Consider the following 26,823-nt stretch of genomic DNA (forward strand, 5'->3'; position numbering starts at 1 on the left):
GCTCAAAAGGCATTTACTCAGCCCATCATCATCACCCGTCAATCGACCAATCGATGACTTCGCAAAACCTTTATGACTTCCTGAGGCTGATCCACGACCGTGCAGAGCTCCTCAATAGCCACAGGAATCATGTGCTGTTGCTGCATATCAACCAGACAATCCAAAAAGCTCCGCCAAAAATCCAGGGTGTTAACCATAATCAAAGGCTTATCCGAAAGACCCAATTGCCTGTGAGCCATGACTTCCATTATTTCATCAAGAGTTCCCACTCCTCCGGGAAATCCAATAAATGCATCAGCACTCTCTAGCATCACTCTTTTTCGCTCGACCAAAGTGTCAACGTAAATCATCTCAGTGAGACCAGGATAGACCATCTCTTTCGTCTGGAAAACACGCGGCATGACACCCCTCACACGTCCACCCGCTTTAACCACTCCATCGGCCAAGCGACCCATCAGCCCAACGGATGCTCCCCCACACCAGACATCAATGCCTTCCTCAGCCAGCAACTTCCCCAATATTTCAATCTCAGCGAAAAAAAAGGGGCTCGCTGTTTCACTGGCCGAACAAAAAACACAAACCGAACTCATAACCGATGTACTTCCATTTATTTTTTTGGCCCTATCATTAACTCGGGACGAACAACCTCATCAAATTTAGCACCATCAAGAAAACCAAGACGAATGGCTTCATCTCTGAGCGTTGAATTGTTAACAAAGGCACTCTTTGCAATCTTCGCCGCATTATCGTAGCCAATGTGCGGATTCAATGCCGTGACCAACATGAGTGAGTTATCCAAGTGTTTTTTAATCTGAGCCCTATTGGCCGCAATCCCCTTCATGCAATGCTCTGCAAAGCTGTCGCAGGCATCACCCATGAGGCGGATGGAGTTGAGAACATTAAACAGAATCAAAGGCTTAAATACGTTGAGTTCAAAATGGCCATTGCAGCCCCCAACTGTCACAGCCGCATCGTTGCCTATCACCTGTGCCGCCACCATGGTCATTGCCTCACATTGAGTGGGATTTACCTTTCCAGGCATGATTGAGCTGCCTGGCTCATTGGCAGGAAGAATCAATTCGCCTATGCCACATCGAGGACCGCTGCCAAGAAGGCGAATGTCACTTGCAATCTTCATAAGGCTAACGGCGACCGTTTTGAGCGAACCACTCATCTGAACCAAGGCATCGTGGGCGGCAAGAGCTTCAAACTTATTTGGAGCACACCTGAAGGGCATCTGGGTCTCTTCTGCAATATACGCCACGGCCCTATCAGCAAATTCAGGATGTGTGTTCAGTCCCGTACCCACGGCTGTACCACCTAAGGCGAGGTCCAAAACCCTTTTCATTGAGCCTTCAATTCGCTCAATCGAATAATCCAGTTGGGCAACGTATCCAGAAAATTCCTGACCCAAGGTCAGGGGCGTCGCATCCATCAGATGAGTCCGCCCAATTTTAACGATATCACCAAATTCTTTGCACTTGGCCTGCGTGACCTCGCGCAACTTTTTGAGCATTGGAATCAGATACCGATAACTTCGTTCTGCCACCGCAATATGCATGGCCGTTGGGAATGTGTCATTTGAGGACTGTGCCTTATTCACGTCATCGTTGGGATGAATTCCCTTCGAGCCGATGCCGGCACCGCTTAATTGCATCGCACGATTGGCAATGACCTCATTGCTATTCATATTCGTCTGGGTGCCGCTTCCCGTCTGCCACACAACAAGAGGAAAGTGTTCGTCTAACACCCCCTCTATGACTTCATTGGAAGCCCTGATGATCGCGTCAGCTTTGCCCTTGTCTAAAAGGCCCAGATCACTGTTTGCCTTCGCCGCCGACTTTTTTAAAATTCCCAAGGCTCTGATCATTTCACGAGGGAAACGGTCTCCCCCAATTTTAAAATTTTCGATGGACCTCTGAGTCTGAGCTCCCCAAAGTCGATCTGCGGGGACTTCAATTTCACCCAGGCTATCTTTTTCTACGCGAACCTGCACCGGCCATCCTCCACGAATTAAATCTTTTCTACAGCGGAACACATTGACCCCGCTTCTCTAAAGTAATAGAAAATTCCTTTTAAAGCAGCCATTTTCATCTCTAGCGCAGTGCCCAAACTGTTTGAAAAAATTGGATTTCTCGGGCAAATGAATTCTTCGACGAAAGGAGAGTTTTTCTGCCAAACCTGATTTCTCTCCCCTTGATCTGAGAACCGAGTTTAACAGAGGTTTTGTTGTGATCTTTATTGGACTAGCCCCGATGGAAGGTGTTGTTGATCACATCGTGCGCGATCTGCTCACTCGAATTGGAGGAGTTGATCAATGCACAACAGAATTCGTGAGAGTCACTGACAGAGAACTTCCCGACCATGTCTTTTACCGATACTGCCCAGAACTTCTCCACAAGGGAGCCACGAAGACTGGCGTTCCGGTCTTCGTGCAGCTCCTGGGAAGCCATCCAGAAACAATGGCCCTCAACGCACAAAAAGCGGTTGGCATTGGGGCGCTTGGAATTGACCTTAATTTTGGCTGTCCCGCAAAAACCGTGAATCGCCATGATGGAGGAGCCTCCCTCCTCAAAGATCCCAATCGCCTCTTCAAAGTTGTGAACGCTGTTCGCCAGGCGGTGCCCAGATCCATTCCCGTCACAGCGAAAGTCCGTCTGGGATTTGACCACAAGGAATTTGCTATCCAAATCGCGAGTGCAGTCTGCGACGGAGGAGCTCAATCCCTCACAATCCATGCTCGCACTCGAGCTGAGCTCTATCGTCCACCGGCACATTGGGAATATATTTCAAAAATGAGAGAAGCCATAAAAATTCCCGTTCTGGCAAATGGCGATATTTGGAATCTGGAAGATTACAATCGTTGCAAATTAGTTTCTGGCTGCAATCTGTTTGCGATAGGCCGTCCCCTCATTGCACGACCGGACTTAGCCCTCCAAATAAAGGCCTTTGAAAAAAATGAATCCGCAGCGCCCATGGACTGGAAGATCTTTAACCACCAATGGTTTCTTCCAATGATTAACCGATATAAAAATGAATTCAGTGAGCATTATGCCCTCTGCAAGACAAAGCAATGGCTGCGGCAACTGGCGCTCACATATCCAACAGCGCAACATCTGTTTCAGGAGGTAAAAGCTTTATCAAAGCTGGAGTCGGCAGAAGAAAAACTCCATTCCTGTTAACGATGAGCGTTCTGAGCGAGAGAGCGTTCTTGCAGGAAGATGATCATTGCAAAATAGTTATTTCGATCAAATAGTTTCGCTCCAACCAAGCGACGGTCTGACAGGAGTAAAAACAAACATGCGTCGGATCGCGATGATAATACCAATCTCGAAAGTCCGATGCGAGGATGGGACGTAAGCCCGTTCGGAGAAAGACCTTCCCTCTGGGTTTAATTAAACGAGCCATCCGACTCCACTCTTTATCTGGATGATAAAAGTGTTCAGCGGCCTCGGAACAAACAATATAATCATATTGGGATTCTTTATCATTCAGGTTTGGAAAAAAAAATGGATCATAGGAATCAATTAAAAACTGATTTCCCCAAATCTCGGCTATGCCTCTTGTTGGGCCACAGCCATAATCAAGAATCCGACTCCCTGATGAGGATTTCGCATCAAGAAGAGGTTGAACCATCTTTTGTAAGAATTCTTTGTACCTTAGATCTCGGGGATCGTTTTGATGATTCAAATATCGGGCTTTCTCATCGGCCGGAGCGAAATGAAGTGCAGAATCCAAAAATACCAATTCGCATTCCTTACATTGAAAATAGAATCTTTGGGAACCTTTTTGGATCTCAACAAAAAGCTCAACTTTCAACGAACAGCAAAGCGGGCACACATCATTTCGTTTCATCTGACAAACTTTTCACTTTTTAGATTTGCATAATGAGATAAACTGGTTTTATATCAAATTCTAGAGAATTCAAATTCAAGTTCCTTTTACGTGGGCTCAATTCAAGTAAAATGGAACTCAAGAAAATAGAAAGCAGGAAATCATGTCACCCGTCGTGATTTATACTTGGACAGTCTGTCCCTACTGTGTTCGTGCCAAGAACCTCTTAAAGAGCAAGGGAGTTTCTTTTGAAGAAATCAATCTTGACGGAAAGGACCAAGAACTCGCCGAGCTTCGCGCGCGAACCGGAATGAAAACTGTACCCCAAATTTTTATTAGTGATAAGCTCATTGGCGGCTTCAGCGACCTCTCCCAACTGGATTCAGAGGGAAAGCTCGACGGACTTCTGGGCCTCTGACGAGACGCCTTCAATTTCTTAATTCTGTATAAGACATCATTTTTTGCGGCACATTGAAGAATTTCGCAATTGCCTGCTTGAGTTCAAGATAAGATTTTGCCCGAGTTGAGAGAGAAAAAAGAACGTGGCCATACTCGAGCCAGACATGGCAATGACGAATGAAGAACTGGATTTTTCTCACTCCCAAGTTTTCAGGAAAATACTCTTCCATGACATCAACGAAATAATTGAGGGAATGTCCCATCTCTTCTCCCTCTTCCCATGCCCCTGACGGAGCAGAACGACCGGGAAAGGATGCTGGGGGTTGAAACCTAAGACGCTCTCCCAGCTGCCAAGCCATCCAGGGACGAGCTGTCATCGCCCGACCGACCATGACAGCATCGCATTGTGTTTCGCTGAGCATTCGCTCCACGTCATCCACCACTTGAATGTCGCCATTTCCGAACACTGGAATCGCCACCTGAGCTCTCACTTGGCGAATTTGACTCCAGTCCGCCCGACCGCGCCGCTTTTGTTCGCTTGTGCGCGGATGCAAGGTCAACCAGGATGCGCCAGACTCCTCGAGCTTCCGAACGAAGCGAGACAGATACTCAATGTCATTTTGATGACCAGCTCTCAATTTAACACTCACAGGCAATCGACTGGCGCGGGTTGCAATATTCGTGACTCGAGCTGCATAATCCAGATCTCCCATCAATGCGACGCCATAGTTGTGTTTGAGGGCCTTTTGAACAGGGCAACCCATGTTGATATCTATTCCAATGGCCCCCCAATCTTCTAAGAACCGAATCGAATCAAAAATTGGTTTTTCTTCGTTGCCCAAAATCTGCGGGCAAATATCAAGTTCAAATGGGCTGCGGAAGGTTTCAGGCGTCTGTCCCAGTTTTTCATTTGGCAGACGGCGACTGTTAAGCATTTCAGTTGGCCAAATGGACTTCGCACCGGTGGGCCAATATCGACGGACCAATAGACGCAAACCTATGTGAGACAGTCCAACCATTGGGGCCAGCAACATGGGAAAATTGAGCTGAGTGGCAGATGTGGGAAATTTTCGACTCTCTAGGTTCATCTGCGTCAATTAACTCGAAGGAGTCGCGAAAGGCAAGCTCAGCGGCAAAGCTTGACCTTTTCTCTTTAAGACGAGAGAACGCTCTCACCAGGAAAGGGGAAACAGACTGTGAGGCTTGGAATACTCGGTGGGGGACAACTGGCCAGAATGCTCGTTCAGCAGGGCCAAAAGATGGGCTTGGAAATGCATGTCCTTTGCCCAAAGGCCGATGATCCCGCAGCCCAGGTCACTCGCCACTGGGCTGATGGAAATCCAAATAAGGAGGAGGATATTGTCAGATTCATGAAAGAACTCGACGTGGTCACATTTGAAAGCGAGTTCATGAATGGAAGCCTCCTCGCACGCCTTCAAAAACAGACAAACTGTCGGATTGAACCGAAACCAGAACTTATTGACCTTCTTCAAGATCGCCTGACGCAAAAGAATTGGCTTTTAAAGCACAGAATCCCAACAGCTCCCTTTGTCTCAGTGAATTGCTTTGATGACTTGAAACAGGCAACTCACAGATTTTCCAAAGGTTTGGTATTAAAAAAACGCCGATTTGGATACGATGGCTACGGTACCTATATTTTAAATCCAAAAGACTCTCTTGAGCCTTACCACGAACTCTTTGGGCAAGCCCATGACGGCTTCATTGCAGAAGAAAAAGTCTCATTTAAGAGAGAATTGGCAACTCTTGTGGGCAGATCCACTCAGGGAAAATTTGCAGTTCTCCCTCTTGTTGAATCCCATCAAAAAGACCAGCGCTGTTTCTGGGTCAAAGGACCCGTCAAACATAAAAAATATTTGCCTCTATTGAGAAAAATCAAATCGCTTCTGAAGGAAGAAGAATACATTGGGGTTATCGCCTTTGAGTTATTTGACTGCCAGAATGAATTATTGGTCAACGAAATCGCCCCCCGCGTTCACAACAGTGCTCACTACAGCCTGGACGCCCTGTCCATTGATCAGTTCTCCTTGCACCTCAGATGCATCACAGGGTTGAAAATCGCAAATCCAGAACTGCGGCAGGGCGGATTTGCCATGCTCAATCTTATCGGTGAAGGAACCGGAACCCCTCATTGGGACCTCTCCCCTCATCTCTCCCTCCACTGGTATGGCAAAAGCGAGAACCGACCTGGTCGAAAACTAGGTCACCTGAACAGTCTCGCGAAAAAGCCCAACCAAGCTCTTAAAGCCGTGCTTAAGGCGAAAAAGGATTTTAGTTTATGAAAAAAACAAAGAAAGTTTCTGTTGCTATTGTCATGGGTAGCGACTCCGATTTACCCAATATGCAAGGTGCGGCAGATGCTCTGCTAGAATTCGGGGTTACATTTGAAACCCGAATTGTTTCGGCCCATCGCACGCCAAAGTATATGCAGTCCTATGCGAGTAAGGCCCACCAAAGAGGTTTTCAAATTATTATCGCCGGCGCCGGGGGCGCAGCCCATCTGCCTGGAATGGTGGCATCACTGACTTCTCTGCCCGTCATCGGTGTGCCCATACAAGTCGGAAAACTGAAGGGCATCGATGCCCTTTTGTCGATAGCCCAGATGCCAAAAGGAGTTCCCGTCGCCACTATGGCCGTTGATAACTCCTACAACGCAGGACTTTTGGCAGTTCGGATTCTCGCGCTGCACAGTCACAAACTAAGAAACAAGCTCAAAGAATTTGAAAGGAAACAAAGGCGCAAAGTTCAAAAAGCCAACGATCACCTCTCCAAAGGTCAAGCAAAGACCCCTCCCAAGACCTAGAGCTGGATCCTTAAGATTTGAATCTCAAGGATCAAATAATTCATATTTTACTCCGATAGAGAACCGTTCAATCGAGTGATCTCAATCAAGGAGTTCTATCTTATGTCAGAGCCAGCTTCTGAAAACAGCGGCACCAAAGAATACATCCTTATCGCTGAAGACTCTCCTCCAAACCGAAAGATACTGGCTCACCTTTTAAAAAAGCTCGACTACGAAGTCATCGAGTGCGTGGACGGCCAGGAGGCCTGGGACAAGCATCTCAAAGAAAACAAAATAAATCTAGTGGCCATCTTATCAGATATTATGATGCCAAATCTGGATGGAATAGGTCTCCTCAAGCGTGTTCGAGAGCAGTCTTCCTGCAAAGAAGTTCCGTTCGTGCTGATCACGGCGGTATCCGACAAGGATTACATCGTGCAAGCAAAAAATCTAAATGTAAACGGCTATATATTGAAACCAGTCACCTTCCAACGGGTCACATCAAAATTGAAGGAGCTATTTCCAACAAAGATATTTCCGCAGATTGCTAGCTAAGTCTTAAACACAGAAGAAAGCGCATTATGGGTGCAGCACCAAAACTAAGCCAAGACTATCTCATATCAAAGCTAGATGAGCTTCCCACTCTCCCCACTATCGTCTATGAATTGAGCCAAGTCATCGGCGATCCCATGTCTTCCACATCCGATGTGGAAGACATTATGAAAAATGATCAGAGTTTGACCACAAAAGTTCTCAGACTCGTAAATTCGGCCTATTATGCGATCCCTGGAGGCGTGAGCAATCTTGCTCGTGCGATTGCCTACATTGGATTTGATACCGTCCATCAGTTGGTTTTGTCAGCTTCCATTATCAATGCTCTTGATGTCAAAGATTCCAATGGGTTTGATCTGACCCAGTTTTGGACTCATTCCGTCGGTGTTGGAATCGCTGCTGAAGCCATCGCAAAAAATATTCGAATGCCAATCCCAGCAGATCTTTTTACTTGCGGACTCGTGCACGACATGGGAAAGGTCGCACTCCTTTCTATCAGCAAGGATTCGCTTGTCTCAATCACTCAGAAGGCCAAGGCCGAGTCTCTTACCTATTTGGACGCAGAAAAGCTTTTGGGTATTCCAGAACACACAAACATCGGAAAGCTCCTCGGCGAAAAATGGCGTCTGCCCCAGCAAATACAAGCAGGAGCGCAATTTCACCACCAAGAAAATCCAAAGATGCGAGGCGGGATCTCAGCTGATTTGAGCAAAACTGTAGACGTCATCTACCTAGCCAATCTTCTTGTTCATGCTTTGAAGTTTGGGAATAGCGGTCACACAAAAATTCTTAACTTGCCTGGAGAAGTCATTAAGAGACTTGCTATTGATCCTCATGAAGGACTTAAAGAACTTATCAAGGAGATCAAGCAGAGCCTTGAAAAAGCATCGGATTTTATCAAAGTGATCGGAGAGGCATAACATTGCAAAACCTTTCAGAAAGCAATATTTTGCACCTTCTTAGAACGCTTTCCGAGGAAGCGATTTTCGGCATCCTTGTGTTTAATCTCTCAGACGAAAAGTGTGTCTACGCCAATCGTCTTGCCAAAGATCTAATCGAATTCCCCCCGACCGCTGACTTAAGCTCACTTGAAATCAAATCCATTTTTCCTGAGAAGGTCCGACCAGAATTTCGCGCCATCTCGAGTGATCTGCTAAAAAACGAGGGCCTCTTTCAAGATATTGCTATTCGCAAACAAAATGAGATGACATTTATCGCAAACCTGGGAATCAAAATAATTCATTTTGATGATATCTCCTGCGTCACTCTTATGTTTCAAGATATCACGGTACAGAAAAAGCTACAAAGGGATATCACTGCCAAACAAATTGAAATCAAGGCGGCCTTTGAAGAGCTCCTAAAGCAAAATCAACAGCTCAAAGAATTGGATCTCGCTAAGAATCGATTTATAGCTCTAACCACACACGAGCTGCGAACACCTCTCTCTGCCATGGTCGCCTCAGCTGAAATTCTTAAACTCGGACTTTATGACAACGACGAACAGAGAACCGAATTTACAGACATCATATATGATCAAGGTCAAAATCTTATCGCATTGGTTAACGACATTCTGGATTTCGCCAAAATGCAGGCAGGAAAAACAGAGCTATACATTGAGCATTGTGATTTGGTTAAATTCGTTTCTTCCCAAACAGAGTCTTTCGTAAATATGGGAGAGACATCAAACATTTCGATTAATTTTGACCCCTGCGGAATTGATCAGTGTTTCTGCTATTACGATGAGATTCGACTTCGGCAGGTCTTCTCAAATATCATCACAAATGCCATCAAATACAACCGAGAGGGAGGTAAGGTAAAAATATGGTTAGAACAAGATAGCAATACTGCCCGACTGTTTATCGAAGATACGGGAAAAGGAATTGCACCCGAAGATCACGACAAAGTCTTTAACGAGTTTGAGACCCTTGGAAAACTCGCCCTCCATCACAAGGGCACGGGCCTTGGAATGCCAATCACCAAACGCATTATGGAGGCTCTCGGCGGAAAAATTGAACTAAAAAGCGAACTGGAAGTTGGAACGGTCTTTTGGATCACCATTCCAAAGGAAAAAATACTATCCCCGGATCTTTATCGGAGCCGCCCTATCAGTGCTAGCGATCTAGCCGCCTGACAAATCGATTTCTCTGGAGTTGGTATTGACTTCCTCTCCCGAGAGCAAGCTCCTTCGGCAGTCCCGAGAAAGGATCCTAATCAGAGTTTTCACGCGCCATAAGTTAAACCCGGTCCCACTGGTCAACAACTCCATCGCAGCCTCCATACGGGTTGCCGGATTCAGCAACCTGTCGAGAACTTCATCGGAAAGACCGGCTGCAGCCCGCGACAAAAACTCAGTTCGCCCCCCACTCTGCTCATTTACCGTCGATTCAAGCGACACCTCAGCAAAAGCCACCGGATTGACTTTGAAAATCAAGATGAGCCCAAAACAAACAAGAAAACTCATTGGCCTTGGTATTTGGACTGGTCTTTCTGCTCTCGGCACGCTCACAATTCCTTCCCTAATGCCACGAATTGGCCTTGTTATAGTTATAAAGAGTTGCCTCGCCAATGGCACCCCTTTCACTTCTGCTCATACAAATGAAAAGGCTTCGACTCTTCCAGCCACTCTGCTTCATCCTTCGACAAAGACTTCTCCAAATCCTCTGGATTTGCTTCTCGATCATCGACCCACTCTCTCAATAACTGACTTCCAGCCAAAATATCAATAGGCTTTTTGATGGCTTCATATTCATAAGGAGGTTGACGCCATAAGTCATAATCCGGATAAAGACGACGAAGACTCTTAAAAAATAGGGCGACCACACGAAATGGCTGGAAGCTGAGATGATCGTAAAAGACAGAATCTGGGTGAATTTGAATTCCTGAGCACAATTTGCCCTTGTGCTTATGAAAGGTTGGCTCAAAAAAACAGGGCCGTAAGCCACAACCCCTCAACCACGGAGAGTGACGTTTTTTCATTTCGCCTAGAACTTTCTCAGCATCAATATCTGGAGCTCCAAACACTTCCAGAGGGATTGTCGTCCCTCTCCCCTCAGAAAGCTGTGTTCCCTCCACCAATACTGTGCCCGCATAAGATCTCGCCGTCGTCAGCCTGGGCATATTAGGAGACGGATTCACCCAAGAAATATTCGTTGGCCACCCAAATCCCGGCATCTGAGAAATACGATAGTTTCTCATTTCAACGACTTTCAAATCCACATCTAAGCGCGAGTGGCGGACAAACCATTTTGCTGCCTCTCCCAAAGTTAATCCGTGCCGCATCGGCATGGGAGCTAAACCCACAAAGCTCTCCCAACCCTTCTTTAACTTTAGCCCCTCGATGGGGCGTCCTGCCGGATTGGGACGATCCAAAACCCATATTTGCTTTTTGTGAGCTGCGGCCTCTTCGAGCAAATAAAACAGAGTCGTCAGAAAAGTATAAATTCTGCAACCCACATCTTGAAGATCTACGATGATCACGTCGAGATACTCTAACATCTCTTTCGAAGGACGCCGCAATTCTCCGTAAAGACTAAAAATCGGAATGTTCGCCCTGCTATCAACGTAAGTTTCACTTTCGATCATGTTGTCTTGTTTTTCGCCTCTCATGCCATGCTGGGGACCAAACCCGCAGGTAATGTCAAATTCTCCAAGATGAAGCATGGCCTCTAGGCTGTGAGAAAGATTCGCTGTCACGCTTGCTGGATGAGCCACCAATCCAACTCGACGTCCCTTCAAAAGACGAATGAAACTGGCCTCTTCAAGCAACCGGTCAATTCCGAGTTCCAACATGATTTTTCTCCCGACTATTCAAGTACTGAGCAATTCCTTCAGCCGTCAGCTTATTGGCAAGTTCAGTTGGATGACCATCCCCTTTATACCCAGGTCCTGAAACCGGTATCCTCTAAACGCTCCCCTCATATCGAGCCATTCGACGCCATATTTTGCCAAGCAAAAACTGATATCTTTACCGATCGAATGGGGATGAAGTACCAACAAAAAGCGCGAATTATCAAATTGACTCAAAATTCTCTGTTTCACGTCGTTGATCGCCCTGCAAGCCAATTCCAGATCATCACGATCAATCTGAAATGGCCAAGCCAAATTAAATCTCCTGCGCAAGAAAGTCTTATTGTAGAGCCGCTCTGCAGCTGCATAAATGTAGCGCCTTTCATGCACAAAGCCATCTCGGACCAATTTATCTCCTTCAAGTTTAAAATAAGGAAGACCGCCTGCCCAGTCGATCGTCTCCAGTCCCCCCACCATGCGATCTATATGAAAGGTAGGATAGAGATAAATAATTAGCCCCTGTCGTTGAGGAATTTGCCTTGCAAAGTCTATGTTTTGGGCTTGTGCCAGCACATGCCCCAACCCGTAGCCGGGAACGCTGTAATTGTAGGACTGGTATTTCATCAGTCGGCGCGTTAGCTGATAATCGAGAGTTGATTCATCCTCTAATCCTTGGCCGAACATGGCCGAACAACCCAAATAAATCAGAAATTGGTCTTTTTGCGGCTTCTCATTGACCGGAAAGACGAATCGACGCCCAAAGTTATCAGTCCTGAGAGTGTATTCATAAATCGGCCAATGATCCAAAAAACGAGTCACGGTGGCCTTCACGTTTGGCTTCGCAATCCAACCGTAAGTTCTCGACGTCGTATCAGAATATTCCGTTGTGGCAACTTCCTGTGACGCATGATTCGTTGGCTTGCGCATGGAACGCACGAAAATAACCTGAGCAAAAAAGAGGCCAGTCAAGACAAATACCAACCCCAGAAAAAAAGCGAATGCATTTTTAAACCAAAAACCAAACACAGGCCGAAAAAAATATTTTCTCATAGTAGAAAAAGTGAATCATAGAAATCAGCCCAAAGTCTATCCAATAACACCCATGAGTTAATTTAAATAAACAATGATTCCATTTAAAGAGTTTGCGATCAATAATCCCGAATGAGCATTTCGAGTTACCCGACCAAGTTGAGACATAAAAGAGATCAAATGCGCCACACGGCAAAAATGTTTCTGAAAATGATTTCCATCTTGATCCCCCTCGTCTCATGTTCTTTATTGGAAAAAAGAGAAACCTTTTCTTCGAAAGAATTGCTGACTCAGGCTGAAGTGTTTCCGAGGGAGTGGAGCTGGCAAGCCCCGTTTTCCTATGCAAGCTCAGATACAGAGAGAAGCCCTAGCGCAGTCCCTGTCGACCAGGATAGTATGGTGCTTCTTGGATATTACCGTTTCAATCGCTCACTGACTGATCCAAAAACAACAACTCCCGAGCTCTTCCGGCAGCAAATATCATACCTCAAGCAACACAGTTTTGAATTTGTTGGTCTGCCACAGATTCAGCACGATTCTGCAAGGCCCTCAGTTCGAATTCCAAAAGTGGCCATTCTCTTTGAGGGTTGGTCCGAATCACTCCCCGAGGCCTGGATTGACCTCCAAAAGGAAAATATTCCCGTTCTCATTTTCATCAACAGCACAGAAATGGGTTTACAAGCAAGCAGGGAATTCTTTGAAAGTATCAGGAAAAATCCCCTCGTCTCCTTTGGCCTGAAGGCCCCCTCTCTGCCATCCAAAGTAGATAGCGAAACCAAAAAACTAGAAGCATTCTGGGGACAGCCCATCACTGCCTTTTCTTACCCAATTAACGAAGTTTCAGGCTTTCGAAAAGAAATCGAGCGTCTGGGCTTTAAAACCGGATTCAATCACTTCTCTGGTGCCGTATCAAAAGCAAGTGATAAACTTTTTCTTTCGCGATTTCCAATAAACAATAACTACGGCCAGATCAAAGGACAAACAAAAAATGGCTTTGAAATACGAGCTTTTTCGCTTCCCTTAAACCTTCGCTTGCAGGACGCCCCACAGAAATTCGAAAAAGAAATTTTGTCTTTTGAAATCAATAAAAGAGTTCATGATCCTCGGTCTCTGCACTGCTTTTACAACGACATCGAAATTCCTCGAATCGCCAGACTCGCCAGACACTCAAACTTCTCTGCATCAATGAAAAACTGGGGTCATCGTTTTGAGCTCAGTTTAAAAAAACCAAGCCAGGACTCTGTCGTCCAAAAGGAAAAGGAGCACCCAGTCCTGCGCTGCACTCTCCTGGGGCATTCCGCAGAAAGCAAAAGGCCACCTCGCTACTATTGGGGTTCAGTGCCGATTCCCAACTAACCTTACTTTTGCGATAATCGCTTGACGCATAGAGTGAAGCATGGTAGCCCGCTGAGACTGGATTTCAGCTCGAAGGCACCGGCTCAAAAGCTCGATCTAAAAAGGATCATGAAATTGAGATATCTTTTAAAGCCCATTTTTTTCCCTTTCGTGGTTTTTTCCTTGTTGAGCTCCCATCCGCGTGCATTGGCCCAAGCCGTCACTGTTGATATGATTTTTGACGGCCTTAATAAGTTAGAGACGGAATTAAAAAATCGGAATACATCGGTTAGGTGCAGACCGTTCGTTCAACTCTCCTGGTGGGCCCGCCTCATTCCCAAACTACAGAAAAAGGCAGAAGAAGAAGCCAACGCTGAGTGGAGAGAAGAAATTGAATTCTCTGCCAATGTGCTACGTAGATCTAAGGAAAATTCTCTTGATCGTATGAGCCTTGTTTTCCTTAGACTTTCTCAAAATAGGGCTAGGTATGGCGAGGTGACAAGTGTTGATCCCGCGATACGGGACATCGTGTTTCCTATCATTGAAGAACAGATTACGCGCCTTATTGCTGAGGCGACTGACACTGATGCGATCTACGTGATAAATAATTTTTTCATTGATCTTGAGACCCAACTTCAGAGGGCCATGCGCGAATTATTGGCAGCGAAGGGGATTCGGGGATTGAAACTGTGGTCTCTCATACGCCAGATAGAAGAAGGCAATAATGATGGTGTAGAAATCCACCAATTGGATATATTCGTCAACCAATTGCATGAACGCATTTTGACGACGGCGACCAGCATCCAAATGGTTGATATCTTGGTTGAGTCTGGAATGAAAGACATCTGGGAGCTCTGTCCTGGCTGTAAATAAGAGTCCATGAATGAGATCGAAATGAATTTAAATTAGTTAAAATAAATTAAATTAAATTAAATTAAATTAAATTAAATTAAATTAAATTAAAGATATCTATTTCAGCTTTGGAAGCCTCAGATTAAATTGTTTGAAAACAATGTCTAAATTTGAACGAAATTTACTCAGGTAAGAGTTGTCAATTTCATTCTCTCCATAGAGAACATTGCAAAAAACATCAGTTAAGGACGAAACTGACTCTTTCAGTTTTGGAAAGGAACGAGAAACATCCTCCGCGTATCCCGTTGGAGACACTTCTGGAAGACGAGGAAACTCAATCAACTCCATCAAGCGCAAGAAGAGCTGATAGGACAAAATAACTTCCTCTGTCGACGACATACTTCTTGACCGTAACATCCGCGCTTCATCCAAAAGTGAGCTCTTTTTTATTCTATCCACATTTTCCGCTGCTTCATGCGATTCCCCCTTCTCACCAAATAACCTAAAGAAAATGAGATAGGCAAGATACAAAGCCCCGAGATAGAGAAGGACTTTTGCCCATCTCTCTAACTGAGAAAAAAGTCTTTCAATTTGCGATCGAATCTTCTCCAGCCGCTTCTCACGACTCAAGGGCGCTACGTGTGAAGCCCCTTCAATCTCAGCTTCAATTTTCACGGCTGCCTTTGCCATCTCTTGGGTTTCTCTGTCGATCATCTCTCCCCGCTCACGCGCCTCTGCCTGTCGAGAGGCAGCTTCCCCTTCGGAGTGCATACGCTCCAGTCCCTCTTCAGTTAAGCGTCCAGTTGAGGCCACTTTCTCCAGGTCTGATTTCTTTAATCCGATTTTTTCACCCAATTGATTCAATTCATCCTGCTTCCTCTGAGTCAAGCTACCGATCGGACCACGTTGTTTGACAAATTCATCTCGAAGTCTTCGTCTCAGCAATTCGCTCGCCGGAACGCCTTGCTCAAATTCACCAATTTCCTTTTCTAGATCCGGAAAGGATGATTTCAACTTCTCCTTTACAAAAGCGCTGTTTCGAGCCGACTCCACAAACTTCTCGTAAGCTTCCTTATCAAAGTCTTGAGGATTGATTTGGCTACCTTCTGGACTATTATCATTTTTCTGACGGATCTCCATCAAGGATTCAAGGGCCTTCAGGTCGACATCGGACAATCGACTCGCAAGAGACTCCGCAAGCTTTGGATCCTTACCAATCATATCTTCAAAAACTTTGGCGGCTTTCCTCTGTTCTTCAGTGATCGCAGGCTTTATCACGATCTCATTTTTCATGGATAGACCTAACTCCACCTCCTCCTTTTTTACAAGTGACTCTACTATGTTGTTCGAAATCGATAACTTGAACTGATTGAAGGTTTCTCCCACACGATCATTCTTTACGACTCGCTTTGAATCAGGGACAATCAAATTGAAAAACCACAGGCACACAAACCCAATCAGGGACAAAAGGACAACCGAGTTCCAAAGTTTTAAATTTCTTCCTCTTTTCTTAAATTTCCGTTCGTTAGCATAAATCCACTGAATTTCATTGATTCGATAGACCCCCAAACAGAAAAAAAGAACTGCCAAATAGAAGCCAAACACGATTGGATGTTGTCCCCATTCGCTCCCAACAGCCACAAGAGCAATCAAAGCTGAAACAGCCAGGATCACCCATACCTGACAGATGAAAACCGCTGAGAGAAGAAATGAAAAAACAAGTAGATAAAGAGAAGAAGAAGGTCGGAACTCAACCAAATTGTTTTTCTTTATCCAAAAAGCGTAAATGAGACCAACTGAAAAGACAATAATGCGAATTCCAAATTTCCTCCCCGAGGAGGTTACTCGCAATAAACGTTTTCGCTCAAGGCTATTGGATTCACCATTTTTCACTCGCTGTCCAAATACAAATAGCCAGGGTGAATAATGGACATCCTTTTCAACAAAATAGTCATCCAATAAGTCGCCATGCCCCCAAAACATTTCTCGAAGAAGTAATCCCAAACCAAATACCGCAGAAAAGAATATTGTTGTTCGCCAATGCTTGATTCCCTCGGCCAATCCCGTCGCCAGAACCAATGCGATGACCACAGCAAATTGAAGAGTTCCTGTCTGTGTGTACTGGAAAGGAGATGAATGAGATTGGATTTTACCTTGAGGGCTACGGGTCACCTTTGCGGATGAGGGATCGAACCCGGAAGGCGTTCCGGAAGCTCGATTTTTTTCCAACCTAGCACTCCTGCTTGATTTCTCGTTAGCCATAGTTAATAAATCCCTTGGCTAATGGCTCACCACACACAACTCTGTAAACAGGAAATCCCATTGTTCGCAGACTCTTCATTTCGTCACCTATACCCTGGCAAACGGCCGTTTCGGCCAAATGTGCCCAGCCCAATTTTCTGACGAGAGGAGCCACAAACGAATTCGTATCGACGAGCACAATCAAGATTTCAATTCCCTCTGCCCACATCACTTTCAATACTTCTCGTGCCTCTTGAAAAAGATGGCGATGAAAGGGGGTTAAATAGATGAGGGTTGATCCCCGACTGAGCAACTGTGCAGACCGACGCAAAAGCGGCCCGCCCTTGCCCCACCTCATTAAACTTGGATCACTAGCTAAAATTTCTGGATCCCATTTTGAAACCTCAAGACAGAGGGCATGCAAGTGATCCTCTCCAATCTTCATTTCAGAACAAAAATGATTGCTGATCAACCTGACCGAATTATTCAGCTCATATTGTTGGGACAAAATCCCCAGGGTCACGTCCCGCGCGTACTCCCAGGTCGACTGCGACTTGACTCCCAGGTGCACCTCGGGATTGAGATCGAGAACCAAAGTCACCTCGCAGTTAACAGCTCTTTCAAACTCCTTTACCAAGAGACTGCCAGTTCTGGCTGAAAGCTTCCAAGCGACATGACGAAGCGAATCCCCAGGCGAATAGGGCCTGATACCGGAAAAATTAATGCTCAATCCTCTTTGGGCGACGTCATAATGTCCATAAAGAGTCGACATCGGAGACCCACGTATCGAAAGTTGAGGAAGGCTTTCTATTTTTGGCAAGATCTCAATTTCGCTCTCGGTATCCTCAACAACTAAAAACTGAAAAACACCAAGCACGTCAGAAATTGAAACTTCTAGAGGTCCTACTTTGTGCGAGCCCATTCCGCCATCACAGATACGTGTGTACTGCATTTTTATATGAGATGGACCTTTGATTGATTCCGTGGTGACCAATCGAACGCGAGAACGAACTGAGGGTCCAAAGTTATCTTGAATAACAAAACCTTGAATAGGTATGCCACCCCTGTTTTTTATGTGAATAACAACATCGACAGACTCTCCCTCCACGTACTTTGATTTCAAAGGTTGGCGATCCATGACAAAGGATTTTGCTAACCGCCAGGCCGAAACGTAAAGATAGATTCCACACATTAACAGTGTTAGTCCTAAAATCAGGCTCGTGCGATGAAAGAGTCCACCGAAGAGAAACAATACAGTAACAAAAAAATAGAAAGTAAACGGATTCATGAGGTGGCGGTAAGAATGAAAAGGCGGAAATCCAATATGATCTAGGTCAACCAAGTGGTGGCGAACGAAATATGACCTGAAAGGTTTTGCAACAATTTTTATCACAGCCTATTGATGGGCACCGGGACTGCTTGCAAAATTTCCTTCAAAACATCGAGAACTGTTTTCCCTGATAGCTTTGCTTCGGGACTGAGGGAAACGCGATGGCTCATAATTGGAAATAAGATTTCTTGTATGTATTCTGGTTTCACAAAACCAGAACCGCTAAAAAGCGCTCTCGCCTGTGCTCCCTTTGCCAGTGCAATGCTCGCTCGAGGGCTGGCTCCCAATTTCAGATCGGGATGATGACGGGTTCGATCAATAAGATTCACAATATATGAATATATTTCTTTGGAAATTTGAACCTTACTCACTTGTCCTTTAAGCCACAAGATCCTTTCGTGGGATTCAACCGCCGAAATATTTTCGATAGGATGAGCCTTATTTTGATCCATCAGCATTTTTATCTCCTGCTCCGGATCAGGATACCCCATGGAGATCTTCATCATGAATCTATCCAGCTGAGCCTCTGGCAAAGCGAAGGTCCCCAAGTGATCGACAGGATTTTGAGTGGCCAAGGCAAAGTACAATGGGTCTAAACTGTAGGTTTTTCCCTCAATCGAAACTTGCCCCTCACTCATGCATTCCAGTAGAGCTGACTGCGTGCGAGGCGTCGCCCGATTGATCTCATCACCCAACATGAGTGTGGTAAACACAGGCCCCGGCTTGAATTCAAAACTCTGCGTTTGTTGATTAAAAATGGAAAGGCCCAAAATATCACTTGGAAGAAGATCCGGAGTAAACTGCACTCGCTTGAATTCAACCGAGGCAGATTTAGCCAAGGCTCTCGCCAGTATTGTTTTTCCTGTTCCGGGCACGTCTTCCAAAAGAACATGTCCACCTGCGACCCAGCAACAAAGAAGAGAACGAATTTGATCACTTTTGCCAATAATAACACGAGAGATATTATTGGAAAGATTAGTGAGAATCTCTAGAGTTTCTTCCACAGCTTAAACTCTTCCTTCCATGGATATTTCAGACAAGACTAGAATTGTATTTATTCCCGCCGATTTTTCAAACCATCCCTTGCCGATAACGCAGTTAGCAGTAGTGGATTGCTCCCAAATGTTGTTGCGCATTATGTGTTGCGCGTTATCGCCGGATGCAATCGAACAATGCCGCATTGTATTCGACACAATGACTGGCGTGGAATCGAATTGAATATATTTTGAATATATTTGGATTGAAATGATTCGGTACGATCGAAAAAGCGAATCAGCAATTTCAGTTTTGAGGAATGAACTTTTCTCTGACCCCAAATTTGGCTACCGTTGAGGCAGGGTAAGATGAAGAACACAATAGTAATCTAAATATAACAAAACAAGAATCTAACAATTGAAGGAGTTTCAAATGAAAATTTCCAATTTGATCGCCGCTTGCGCACTCAGCCTCATGACATCTTCTGCCTTTGCCGGCTGGAATGATAGCAGTCCCGTCATCACACCTCACCCCTCTCCCTATCAACCTTGTGACGCACAATGCACGAGAGATAGCGCCCGTGGGTGGAATGACAGCACACCCGTTATCACACCACATCCCTCTCCTTATCAGCCTTGTGACCAGCAGTGCATGAGAGACAGTCTTGGTGGATTCAACGATAAAAACTAAGTGATTCTCTTCTGAGAAGAACCTTTCAGGTGAAGTAGTCTGAAGGCCGTGACCTCAAATGAGGTGCGGCCTTTTTTCTTGTCATGCCTGCCATTTAACTTGCACTAAAGAAAATGTTTCTGTCGGCCGATAACCTCTTTAAGAATAACAAAACAAGAGGTCTATCATGAAATTATCTCACATCATCCAATGCTCACTGATTCTGCTTCTCACATCCGCAGCCTCTGCAGGATGGAATGATCGCGATTCTTCCTCCTCCGATCGCCATCGCTGTCCTCCACACCGGCCTCCTCCCCCTCCTGCATGCAAAAAGAACTGCAACAATCCTTGGCCAGGTTGGAATGACCGATCTCCAGATCCTAACTTTCCATTTTTCTTCGAATCAAATCGAAAATAATCTAGAATCGGGCTTGAGGAGACCTTTTTTGAGCCGCAAAGATCCAGCGATTTCACGGTCTCTGACCAATGAACAGTTGAGGCTGCACGCGGACAGGCAGCCTCAACTATCAATCATTCCAAGATTCACTTTCTCACTTTTCTTTTACCACATCCAGTAGATTTGAAATGACTTTTCAACTGATATGTTTTCTATGAGAGCATCTTCAGTGAGAATTAATCGGTGTCTTAATACATCATGAACAATAGCGTCCACATCAGAAATTTCAACTGATGAATGGTCGTTGAGCCAAGCCATCGCCATTGAAGCAAACATTAAGCTTTGGCTTCCCCTGGGACCCGCGCCCATTTTTATCTGTTGCGATAATTCTCGGCTAAACAGCTGAGGGTTTCTCGATGCTTGAACTATAGTCAAAATGTAATCTTCAACCTTTGGATCCATGCCAGTGTTCAGCACAAATTTTCTCGCCGCAAGAATTGCTTCCTGGGAAGTTAGTGGCTTGCTTGAATCGGGTCCATCATCTTTTAGTTGATACTTCGCTCTTTCTTCACCAAGCCTCATTTGCAATATAGACCGCTCATCCTCCTGCCGAGGATATCCTATCGCAAGTTTCATCAAGAATCTATCTAGTTGCGCCTCAGGAAGCTTAAAAGTCCCACGTTGCTCTATGGGATTTTGCGTGGCGAGAAATAAAAATAGGTCTGGCATTACAATTGTTTGTCCATTGACAGTAAATTGACGCTCCTCCATAACCTCAAGAAGTGCTGAATGCACCTTCTCTGAGGCTCGGTTAACTTCGTCTCCGAGAATTAAATTGAATGGCAACTGACTTCCTACGAGCTTCCTAGAACCTGACGAACGATCATAATCGATTGTACCGGTGATATCTCTTGGCATCATATCGGACACAAATTGGATGCGGTTCCAACTGGCCGCAATAGCGTCAGCAAATGTTCTGACCGCTTTTGTTTTTGCAACCCCTGGAGGCCCTTCAAGGAGGACATGGCCGTCTGCGAGAATAGCTACCATTATTTTTCTTATCAGGTCCTCTTGGCCAACGATTTTACTTCTAACTCTATCGAGGACTCCTAGAATTTCAGTCCGTACACCTTGTTCCGTAAACTTTGAAAAATCAGTTGTATTAAGGAGTGCCCTACATGGTGATATAGGTCCTGATTTGTTAGGTAGTGAGAACTCATGAGCAGGATTAGCGATTGCAGTCGCTCCAAATAGGATGAGAATTATAGCCCTGAGACCTCGCCAATAAGATTTGAATGACAATTTCATCATCTCACGTCCTTTCATATCCAACAAATCTGAAGTCAAATTATTCAACCTTCTGAAATATCCTTTAAAGTTCGACTTTCTCAAAACATCATTCATCGTCCATCAAGCTAAAGAACATTTTCGTCAGAAGTTTTTCAATTCAATAGCATCTGAAGCAGCAAATTCAGGTCCAAAATTTAAGTGCCTGAATTCACTGAGTGAACTCAATTGAGTCCAAATTTATATGTAAAGTAATTTACCAAACTCAGGCAAAATTTGTCGTTCATGCGGCCCCTCTCCAGTTTTTAGAAGGGCGGCCTCCATTTTAAGGATGGACTTCTCACATCTCGTCCCGACGGCCCGGTTCAATGATAAGATTAGGGCGATTGATACTTCCTTTCTATAGCCAGATTTTCAAAAAGCATCGTCAAAAACACTTTCTACTCACTTGTTTAAATCAGCTATCACCTGAGCAGGTCGCAAAGATAAAGTACTTCTCGCTCGATAGGCACGAACCATCTATCAATGGCCGTTCGCAAAATGCGCCCCAATGCTAGAATCTGCATTGCATAGATTCCACCTGGCTGAATATGCAACTAATGCCTTTGATGATGTAAGAAAATGCGAGTTCCGAAAAACCAAGGAAAGCAAAGATGGGTTCCAAGTGGATATGTCCGCACCTCACTGGCGAATTCATCTCGTAAAATAAAAGTCTCAAGGAGATCAGCCTATGGCTATGCAAATGAAATCTCCTACCTCAATAAAATCGGCGGTTGGCCAAAAATACCCACCTCTAATAAGCGGAAAGGGGATCGGAACCCCACAAAAATGACAAAAATTGCTGAAGTTTGATAAATTACTTTACATATAAATTTGGACTCAATTGAGTTCACTCAGTGAATTCAGGCACTTAAATTTTGGACCTGAATTTGCTGCTGCAGATGCCAATGACAAACTTATTGCGAGATTGTTCTTGACCTTGATGGACACTGGCGTCCCAAGAAAATAGAACGGTAGCGAACACTTTAGAACAGAGGATCATGTGACAAAAGCCCCTATCTTAAAAAATTTATTTACCTTCTTCTTGTTCTATGTGTTAACAGTTACCAGTTTCTTCCCGCTTCACATTCACGCAAGTAATTCTAAACCTGAAAAGACCAACTCGGTATATCAAGATGAATTTAAGACTTACTTCAATATGCCCTTCGATGGAATCGACCAAGCGAAAAGATACCGAAGTGAAGAATCCTACCCTATTAATTGGTATGGGGCCTTCGATCCTCTAAAACATGTGGTAGAAGTTGAAATGACCGTAGCTGAGGAGAAGCTCAAAGACTTCATGAAGTCCGCCGCAGAACGCATTGAAACAAGCCGACGATACCAAGACCTCCTAGAAGAAATCTTTTTCCGATCCGCAATGATGTTTCGGTTGGCTCACAATGGATACAGTACTGCCTATTTGAAAGAGTTTGAACAAATTATTTCTAAATTTGCAGAACTTGACGATGAGCTAAAGCAAATTGGGCTAAACCTTGAGCTTCGCAGAAGCGAGGTAGATCGAGTTATTGAAGGTTCACTTTTGGCTGGAATTGACCAATTAAATTCAAGAACCTCAAACGTCTCGCCTGCTATAAAGGAGGTCTTATCTACCATTGTCGATTTTCTAAACAGAAGCCGATTTAAATCTAGAGTAAAAGATCAAGCCAACGGTGAAAAACCTTCTGAACGAATGGTATTGAGATTGATATTAATCGCTGGACTCAGTCTCGTTTCCACACTCAGTATTGACTTTTTCCAATTGGATCAGATTTTAGAGGTCTCCAAGGGCAAAATTATCTTGGCTGCCGTTACTGCCAACCTTGGACTCAGTCGATATCTAACTAATCTAGTTAACCCATTGAGATTTAAAAGGAGTCAAAATCACATTTTTAGACAAATGAGCAATCAATGTTCAATTTTTTTGCAACAAAATGACACTTCGCCTCGAAGAAATGGAGGAGGCAAGTGAGAAAGGCAAATCGACTCTTTGCTTGTTTTCTATCGGTCTGTTTCGTATTGAACACTCATTCCGCCAATGCGGTCCGAGCGACAGATTCAGGTGCCACGTATAAGGTTTTGTCATCAAATGAGCTATCATATCTCGTCTTTAACAGAACCTCTCCCTTTCATAACTCGGAGGCATTATTTTGGGATATACAGAACTCCCCCGTCCCTATTAGAAAAGCATACGAATCTGAAATTGCGGAGGACCCTGCTTTAAAGGCTTTTTCAAGTGAAGGAAACAAATTTAGGGATTTTTACTTGAACACCCTTAACCAGGGTTTCGTGGGAGAGATGGTTCAATGGGCGACCGACCCAGACGCAGCTGTCTATCGCGATCTTGTCCGCTTTAACATGAGAGTTGAGCAGCAAAACCGGGAAACTCCTGATCCCGTTGCTAGCCGTAAAGCCTGGAGAGAGGCTCTTTCGAAAAACGGACTTCCCGATGACCTTAGCCATGATGATGTTTCTGAAAAGGCGAGAGACAATCAGACATATGAAAAAGTTCTTCAATTGTACCGTCGTCTCTATCTTGTTTATTTGGATGAAACGACAAGACAATTGGACAGGTCGCCATTCGATTTTCAGGAGTTCCTCAGAGAGGTCGAGCGAAAAATCAATCGAGCGCGAGAAGCAAATTTTAAGCAAGCGATAGAAATTCTCAGCACTTTGAGAAAGCAGCCTATGGATTTTATCTCCCTTCTTGATAAAAGCCACACGCGAGTGAGTATCGAAGAGCTTTCAAAATCAAAAATTGTGTTTGTAAAAAATTCGGCCGACAGAGGAACTCACCGTCTTAAAGTAGAAAAGTGGTTTGACTGGTATCTTAATATTGTTGATTCATTTGCGACGGCAAAAAAAGGTGATGATGTCACGCAAGCCGAAGCCTTCTTTAAAACTCACTTTTATCAGCCCTCCAACCCTACGTATCTCATTTCACTCGATTTTGGAAGTTATGAGCTCAATCTTTCTGAACGAAATTACGCTGAGGTTTTACATCAATTGTTAAATCAGGTAAAAATTGGAGAATCTGTCGATCGTGTTTGGAACGCTCGCTATATCATGGAGGCTTCAAGACGAGATGTGATGCTCTCCGACTCTTTAGCCTTTTTAAAAAGACAAAGAACTTCATTGTCGGCTCTGATAAGAACATATTCAGAAAGAGTTGACCGAAATAGGTCAGTTCCTAACAATTCCCCAATGTCATTGACCCAGAGACTTCGTGGTTTTAATGAAATCAATCTAGACGCCGGCAACCTTACAGGCGTTCGTTGGGCCGGATATCAAGTGCACCCCGACTACTGGCTTGTACGAGATGCTGTTTCAAAACGAGCTGGGGGGATTGACTATACAGAAGCATTAAAAAAAGGCGGGAAGATTGACGGGCACCTTGGTCTCAATTTTGAAGAAATTCAAGCCGCAAAGCAATTTGTAAAGACCGATAACCGGGAAAAAGCGAACAAGCCGTATCGTGAAGGCTCACCCTCACGACGTTCGAGAATTTTTGCCTTTACGCTTGCTGTTACTATGACTGTTGTCCTTAGTGCCGCAGGAGGAATTATAGCTTTGACTTCCGCGCTGGTAAGATCTGCACTTGGAGATGGTGGAACTTCTCGGACCCTAGAAATGACAGACAACGATGTTCATAAAAATAATTCTTTTGACAAGTCCGAAGGAAATGGAGAGGTCATTTTTGACGTTGAGCGACTAAAACCAGGAGCTCCTCTGCCGGTTTACTACAATGAGCTTGGTGAGAGCAATCTACCAGAAGTCATGCAGCACGGTTTCAACAAATTAGGTGTGGAGCCAAACTTAGTTTCAGAGATCAAATTGGTCGACTCAGATAAGACTCAAGCAGATGTAAAAATTACCACCAATGTGCCCTACCTGGCAACGGATGGTCGAGTTCCAATACTGACGCCAGATCACTATCAAATAAAATCAATTAAGGTAACTCTAAATGGTGTAGAGCTAAATCCTGCGATTGACTACAAAGTTTATCAGGTCCCTTACAATGGGTTGTATTATTTCGAAGTTGCAAATGCTTCTGCTAATAGAAAATATCGTTATGAGGTCAGTTTTTCAGCGACAACTCCGAGGGGGTTGCCACAGCAAATTAGTGAGCTTGACCGATCGACTCTGAGAGATGTAACCGAGAACCTCAGAAATTCTGGTGCGACGGAATTGTCTGATGGGTTGAACAAGGAACTTCAAGGTCAGAAAAAAGTCAATTTAGACAAAATAGGTGCTATATTTTCACATAACGGTGTTTATACCTTCGACAAAAGGGGCTCAAAAAAAGGATCCCCTGAAAACCCATTTTACTCAGCAACCCAGTACCTGAGAGAAGATGGAGTCTATTACTTTCAATGTACGGGTTCCAACTATGTTTTGGGTACTTATCTCAAAGAAGTTTACCGTCAAAATGAAACTCTTCGAAATAGAGTTAAGGTCGAACAAGTAAGCGGTTTTGTCTTGCAGAACGAAGAGGGATACTTGACTTTCCCTGGTCACAGGCGAACCTTGGTGTCAGATGTAAGACTAGAAAATCGATACGTGATTTTAGATGCGACACCAGTTAAGATGGACCCTAAGTACCAAGACCAGAAAGAGCAACACCCTTTTTATTGGAAAGAGAAAAATAATCAATCGCCTCAGAAAAGACCTGTGCCCAGTAGGGACGTTTTTCTGCGGAGAAAAGACAGCGAACTGAGATTGGTAGATTCCGACAAAGACGTAACCCCCCATACCCAGCAGAGATACGACAAAACTCTCGCCGAAAGAGTCGATGCGCTCAAAAAACTAAAGGGAGAACTGCGAGAATCAATTCTCGGGCTTATACGGGAGAGTGGTCGAACGATCAAAAGTGACACGATTCACTCCTCCGTGCAGGACCTCTTTTTTCTCGTGGATCTAGTGGCTGCGAGTTTTGCTGGAAAAAAGGGAAAGGAGTTGCTGGTAGATGAACTGATTGCTTATCAGACCGGCATCCATTCTTTTGGCTCCGGGAATTATCAGGCAGAACAATTTAATGAACTTCGAACTCAGTACCTATTAAAATTTGGGTCCGAAGACAATATCATTACCTCATTTCTTGATGACGTCTCAGACAGATTCTCCAAGATACTCAAAAAGGTAGCTGAATCGGACCAACGAGGTGAGAGGCCGACTCATGGGTATCTTTTGGATGAAAGGGTTCGATGGATTTCTTCTGAAATTTTGAAATCTCTTGGTGAGAGCTGGGTGAGAGACAGTTTCACTACCAGAAGGAAATGTAACGCTCTATTGGCTCAATAG

At 44.6% G+C, this 26,823-nt stretch carries 23 protein-coding genes; 12 read left to right on the forward strand and 11 right to left on the reverse strand.

The window, feature by feature from the left end:
• Positions 1-38: 38 nt before the first annotated feature.
• Positions 39-590 carry a TIGR00730 family Rossman fold protein gene (locus IPJ71_04625; protein ID MBK7842967.1) on the reverse strand — a complete coding sequence of 184 codons (552 nt, stop codon included), beginning with the start codon at positions 588-590 and terminating at the stop codon, positions 39-41.
• Between the two features lie 17 nt (positions 591-607).
• Positions 608-1,996 (reverse strand): class II fumarate hydratase, encoded by a 1,389-nt coding sequence (fumC, locus tag IPJ71_04630; GenBank protein ID MBK7842968.1) that lies wholly within the window; start codon positions 1,994-1,996, stop codon positions 608-610.
• 238 nt (positions 1,997-2,234) lie between these two features.
• Between fumC and IPJ71_04635 the strand changes: the two genes are divergently transcribed.
• Positions 2,235-3,182, forward strand: coding sequence for a tRNA-dihydrouridine synthase (locus IPJ71_04635; GenBank protein MBK7842969.1), 948 nt, complete (start codon positions 2,235-2,237; stop codon positions 3,180-3,182).
• Between the two features lie 43 nt (positions 3,183-3,225).
• On the opposite strand, the gene IPJ71_04640 is transcribed toward IPJ71_04635, so the two are convergent.
• On the reverse strand, positions 3,226-3,855 hold the full coding sequence (locus IPJ71_04640; GenBank protein MBK7842970.1) for a class I SAM-dependent methyltransferase: 630 nt from the start codon (positions 3,853-3,855) through the stop codon (positions 3,226-3,228).
• Between the two features lie 142 nt (positions 3,856-3,997).
• On the opposite strand from IPJ71_04640, the gene grxC reads away from it, so the two are divergent.
• Complete coding sequence (grxC, locus tag IPJ71_04645; GenBank protein MBK7842971.1) at positions 3,998-4,252, forward strand: glutaredoxin 3; 255 nt, start codon at positions 3,998-4,000, stop codon at positions 4,250-4,252.
• A gap of 10 nt (positions 4,253-4,262) precedes the next feature.
• Here the strand turns inward: grxC and IPJ71_04650 are convergent, their stop codons facing one another.
• A complete protein-coding gene (locus tag IPJ71_04650) occupies positions 4,263-5,321 on the reverse strand; it encodes a tRNA-dihydrouridine synthase family protein (GenBank protein MBK7842972.1) in 1,059 nt (352 codons plus the stop codon).
• 108 nt (positions 5,322-5,429) lie between these two features.
• Between IPJ71_04650 and IPJ71_04655 the strand changes: the two genes are divergently transcribed.
• The 5 genes from IPJ71_04655 to IPJ71_04675 all read left to right on the forward strand — a co-directional run bounded on the left by IPJ71_04655 (position 5,430) and on the right by IPJ71_04675 (position 9,716).
• On the forward strand, positions 5,430-6,533 hold the full coding sequence (locus IPJ71_04655; protein ID MBK7842973.1) for a 5-(carboxyamino)imidazole ribonucleotide synthase: 1,104 nt from the start codon (positions 5,430-5,432) through the stop codon (positions 6,531-6,533).
• Positions 6,530-7,054: a 5-(carboxyamino)imidazole ribonucleotide mutase gene (gene purE / locus IPJ71_04660; protein MBK7842974.1), complete on the forward strand. Its 525-nt coding sequence runs from the start codon at positions 6,530-6,532 to the stop codon at positions 7,052-7,054. Before IPJ71_04655 ends, purE begins: the two co-directional genes overlap by 4 nt.
• A gap of 102 nt (positions 7,055-7,156) precedes the next feature.
• Positions 7,157-7,588, forward strand: coding sequence for a response regulator (locus tag IPJ71_04665; protein ID MBK7842975.1), 432 nt, complete (start codon positions 7,157-7,159; stop codon positions 7,586-7,588).
• A 26-nt stretch (positions 7,589-7,614) separates the two neighbouring features.
• Positions 7,615-8,505, forward strand: a complete 891-nt coding sequence (locus IPJ71_04670) for an HDOD domain-containing protein (GenBank protein MBK7842976.1) — start codon at positions 7,615-7,617, stop codon at positions 8,503-8,505.
• 2 nt (positions 8,506-8,507) lie between these two features.
• Positions 8,508-9,716, forward strand: coding sequence for a HAMP domain-containing histidine kinase (locus tag IPJ71_04675; protein MBK7842977.1), 1,209 nt, complete (start codon positions 8,508-8,510; stop codon positions 9,714-9,716).
• Here IPJ71_04675 and IPJ71_04680 read toward each other — a convergent pair.
• From IPJ71_04680 to IPJ71_04690, 3 genes are all read right to left on the reverse strand, one after another.
• Positions 9,705-10,046 (reverse strand): hypothetical protein, encoded by a 342-nt coding sequence (locus tag IPJ71_04680; protein ID MBK7842978.1) that lies wholly within the window; start codon positions 10,044-10,046, stop codon positions 9,705-9,707. The two genes, IPJ71_04675 and IPJ71_04680, sit on opposite strands and share 12 nt — an antisense overlap.
• Before the next feature lie 116 nt (positions 10,047-10,162).
• Complete coding sequence (locus tag IPJ71_04685) at positions 10,163-11,374, reverse strand: DUF1343 domain-containing protein (protein MBK7842979.1); 1,212 nt, start codon at positions 11,372-11,374, stop codon at positions 10,163-10,165.
• 45 nt (positions 11,375-11,419) lie between these two features.
• On the reverse strand, positions 11,420-12,421 hold the full coding sequence (locus IPJ71_04690) for a hypothetical protein (protein ID MBK7842980.1): 1,002 nt from the start codon (positions 12,419-12,421) through the stop codon (positions 11,420-11,422).
• Positions 12,422-12,532: 111 nt separating this feature from the next.
• Between IPJ71_04690 and IPJ71_04695 the strand changes: the two genes are divergently transcribed.
• Together IPJ71_04695 and IPJ71_04700 are read left to right on the forward strand one after the other, a co-directional pair.
• Positions 12,533-13,756, forward strand: a complete 1,224-nt coding sequence (locus IPJ71_04695) for a hypothetical protein (GenBank protein ID MBK7842981.1) — start codon at positions 12,533-12,535, stop codon at positions 13,754-13,756.
• Positions 13,757-13,864: 108 nt separating this feature from the next.
• A complete protein-coding gene (locus IPJ71_04700; GenBank protein ID MBK7842982.1) occupies positions 13,865-14,608 on the forward strand; it encodes a hypothetical protein in 744 nt (247 codons plus the stop codon).
• Between the two features lie 96 nt (positions 14,609-14,704).
• Here the strand turns inward: IPJ71_04700 and IPJ71_04705 are convergent, their stop codons facing one another.
• Genes IPJ71_04705 through IPJ71_04715 form a run of 3 tightly spaced genes read right to left on the reverse strand, consistent with a single transcriptional unit; the run spans position 14,705 to position 19,162 of the window.
• On the reverse strand, positions 14,705-16,816 hold the full coding sequence (locus IPJ71_04705) for a hypothetical protein (GenBank protein ID MBK7842983.1): 2,112 nt from the start codon (positions 16,814-16,816) through the stop codon (positions 14,705-14,707).
• Between the two features lie 25 nt (positions 16,817-16,841).
• Positions 16,842-18,221, reverse strand: a complete 1,380-nt coding sequence (locus IPJ71_04710) for a DUF58 domain-containing protein (protein MBK7842984.1) — start codon at positions 18,219-18,221, stop codon at positions 16,842-16,844.
• Positions 18,218-19,162 carry a MoxR family ATPase gene (locus tag IPJ71_04715; protein ID MBK7842985.1) on the reverse strand — a complete coding sequence of 315 codons (945 nt, stop codon included), beginning with the start codon at positions 19,160-19,162 and terminating at the stop codon, positions 18,218-18,220. Before IPJ71_04715 ends, IPJ71_04710 begins: the two co-directional genes overlap by 4 nt.
• 403 nt (positions 19,163-19,565) lie before the next feature.
• On the opposite strand from IPJ71_04715, the gene IPJ71_04720 reads away from it, so the two are divergent.
• Entirely contained in the window at positions 19,566-19,823 is a 258-nt protein-coding gene (locus tag IPJ71_04720; protein MBK7842986.1) for a hypothetical protein, read from the forward strand.
• A gap of 541 nt (positions 19,824-20,364) precedes the next feature.
• On the opposite strand, the gene IPJ71_04725 is transcribed toward IPJ71_04720, so the two are convergent.
• Positions 20,365-21,525, reverse strand: a complete 1,161-nt coding sequence (locus IPJ71_04725) for a MoxR family ATPase (GenBank protein ID MBK7842987.1) — start codon at positions 21,523-21,525, stop codon at positions 20,365-20,367.
• Between the two features lie 1,003 nt (positions 21,526-22,528).
• Here IPJ71_04725 and IPJ71_04730 point away from each other — a divergent pair.
• Together IPJ71_04730 and IPJ71_04735 are read left to right on the forward strand one after the other, a co-directional pair.
• Positions 22,529-23,494 (forward strand): hypothetical protein, encoded by a 966-nt coding sequence (locus tag IPJ71_04730; protein ID MBK7842988.1) that lies wholly within the window; start codon positions 22,529-22,531, stop codon positions 23,492-23,494.
• Complete coding sequence (locus tag IPJ71_04735) at positions 23,491-26,823, forward strand: hypothetical protein (protein ID MBK7842989.1); 3,333 nt, start codon at positions 23,491-23,493, stop codon at positions 26,821-26,823. The genes IPJ71_04730 and IPJ71_04735 overlap by 4 nt, the downstream gene beginning before the upstream one ends.

Source organism: Bdellovibrionales bacterium, from assembly GCA_016714165.1.
In the GTDB taxonomy this organism is placed as follows: domain Bacteria; phylum Bdellovibrionota; class Bdellovibrionia; order Bdellovibrionales; family UBA1609; genus JADJVA01.

Excerpts from the sequence above, each read along its gene's own strand:
- IPJ71_04685 (MBK7842979.1), bottom strand. The coding sequence starts at position 11,374 with ATGTTGGAACTCGGAATTGACCGGTTGCTTGAAGAGGCCAGTTTCATT.
- IPJ71_04650 (MBK7842972.1), bottom strand. The coding sequence starts at position 5,321 with ATGAACCTAGAGAGTCGAAAATTTCCCACATCTGCCACTCAGCTCAAT.
- IPJ71_04690 (MBK7842980.1), bottom strand. The coding sequence starts at position 12,421 with ATGAGAAAATATTTTTTTCGGCCTGTGTTTGGTTTTTGGTTTAAAAAT.
- IPJ71_04680 (MBK7842978.1), bottom strand. The coding sequence starts at position 10,046 with ATGAGTTTTCTTGTTTGTTTTGGGCTCATCTTGATTTTCAAAGTCAAT.
- IPJ71_04670 (MBK7842976.1), top strand. The coding sequence starts at position 7,615 with ATGGGTGCAGCACCAAAACTAAGCCAAGACTATCTCATATCAAAGCTA.
- IPJ71_04725 (MBK7842987.1), bottom strand. The coding sequence starts at position 21,525 with ATGAAAGGACGTGAGATGATGAAATTGTCATTCAAATCTTATTGGCGA.
- IPJ71_04625 (MBK7842967.1), bottom strand. The coding sequence starts at position 590 with ATGAGTTCGGTTTGTGTTTTTTGTTCGGCCAGTGAAACAGCGAGCCCC.
- IPJ71_04695 (MBK7842981.1), top strand. The coding sequence starts at position 12,533 with ATGAGCATTTCGAGTTACCCGACCAAGTTGAGACATAAAAGAGATCAA.
- IPJ71_04640 (MBK7842970.1), bottom strand. The coding sequence starts at position 3,855 with ATGAAACGAAATGATGTGTGCCCGCTTTGCTGTTCGTTGAAAGTTGAG.
- IPJ71_04720 (MBK7842986.1), top strand. The coding sequence starts at position 19,566 with ATGAAAATTTCCAATTTGATCGCCGCTTGCGCACTCAGCCTCATGACA.
- purE (MBK7842974.1), top strand. The coding sequence starts at position 6,530 with ATGAAAAAAACAAAGAAAGTTTCTGTTGCTATTGTCATGGGTAGCGAC.
- IPJ71_04665 (MBK7842975.1), top strand. The coding sequence starts at position 7,157 with ATGTCAGAGCCAGCTTCTGAAAACAGCGGCACCAAAGAATACATCCTT.
- grxC (MBK7842971.1), top strand. The coding sequence starts at position 3,998 with ATGTCACCCGTCGTGATTTATACTTGGACAGTCTGTCCCTACTGTGTT.
- IPJ71_04700 (MBK7842982.1), top strand. The coding sequence starts at position 13,865 with ATGAAATTGAGATATCTTTTAAAGCCCATTTTTTTCCCTTTCGTGGTT.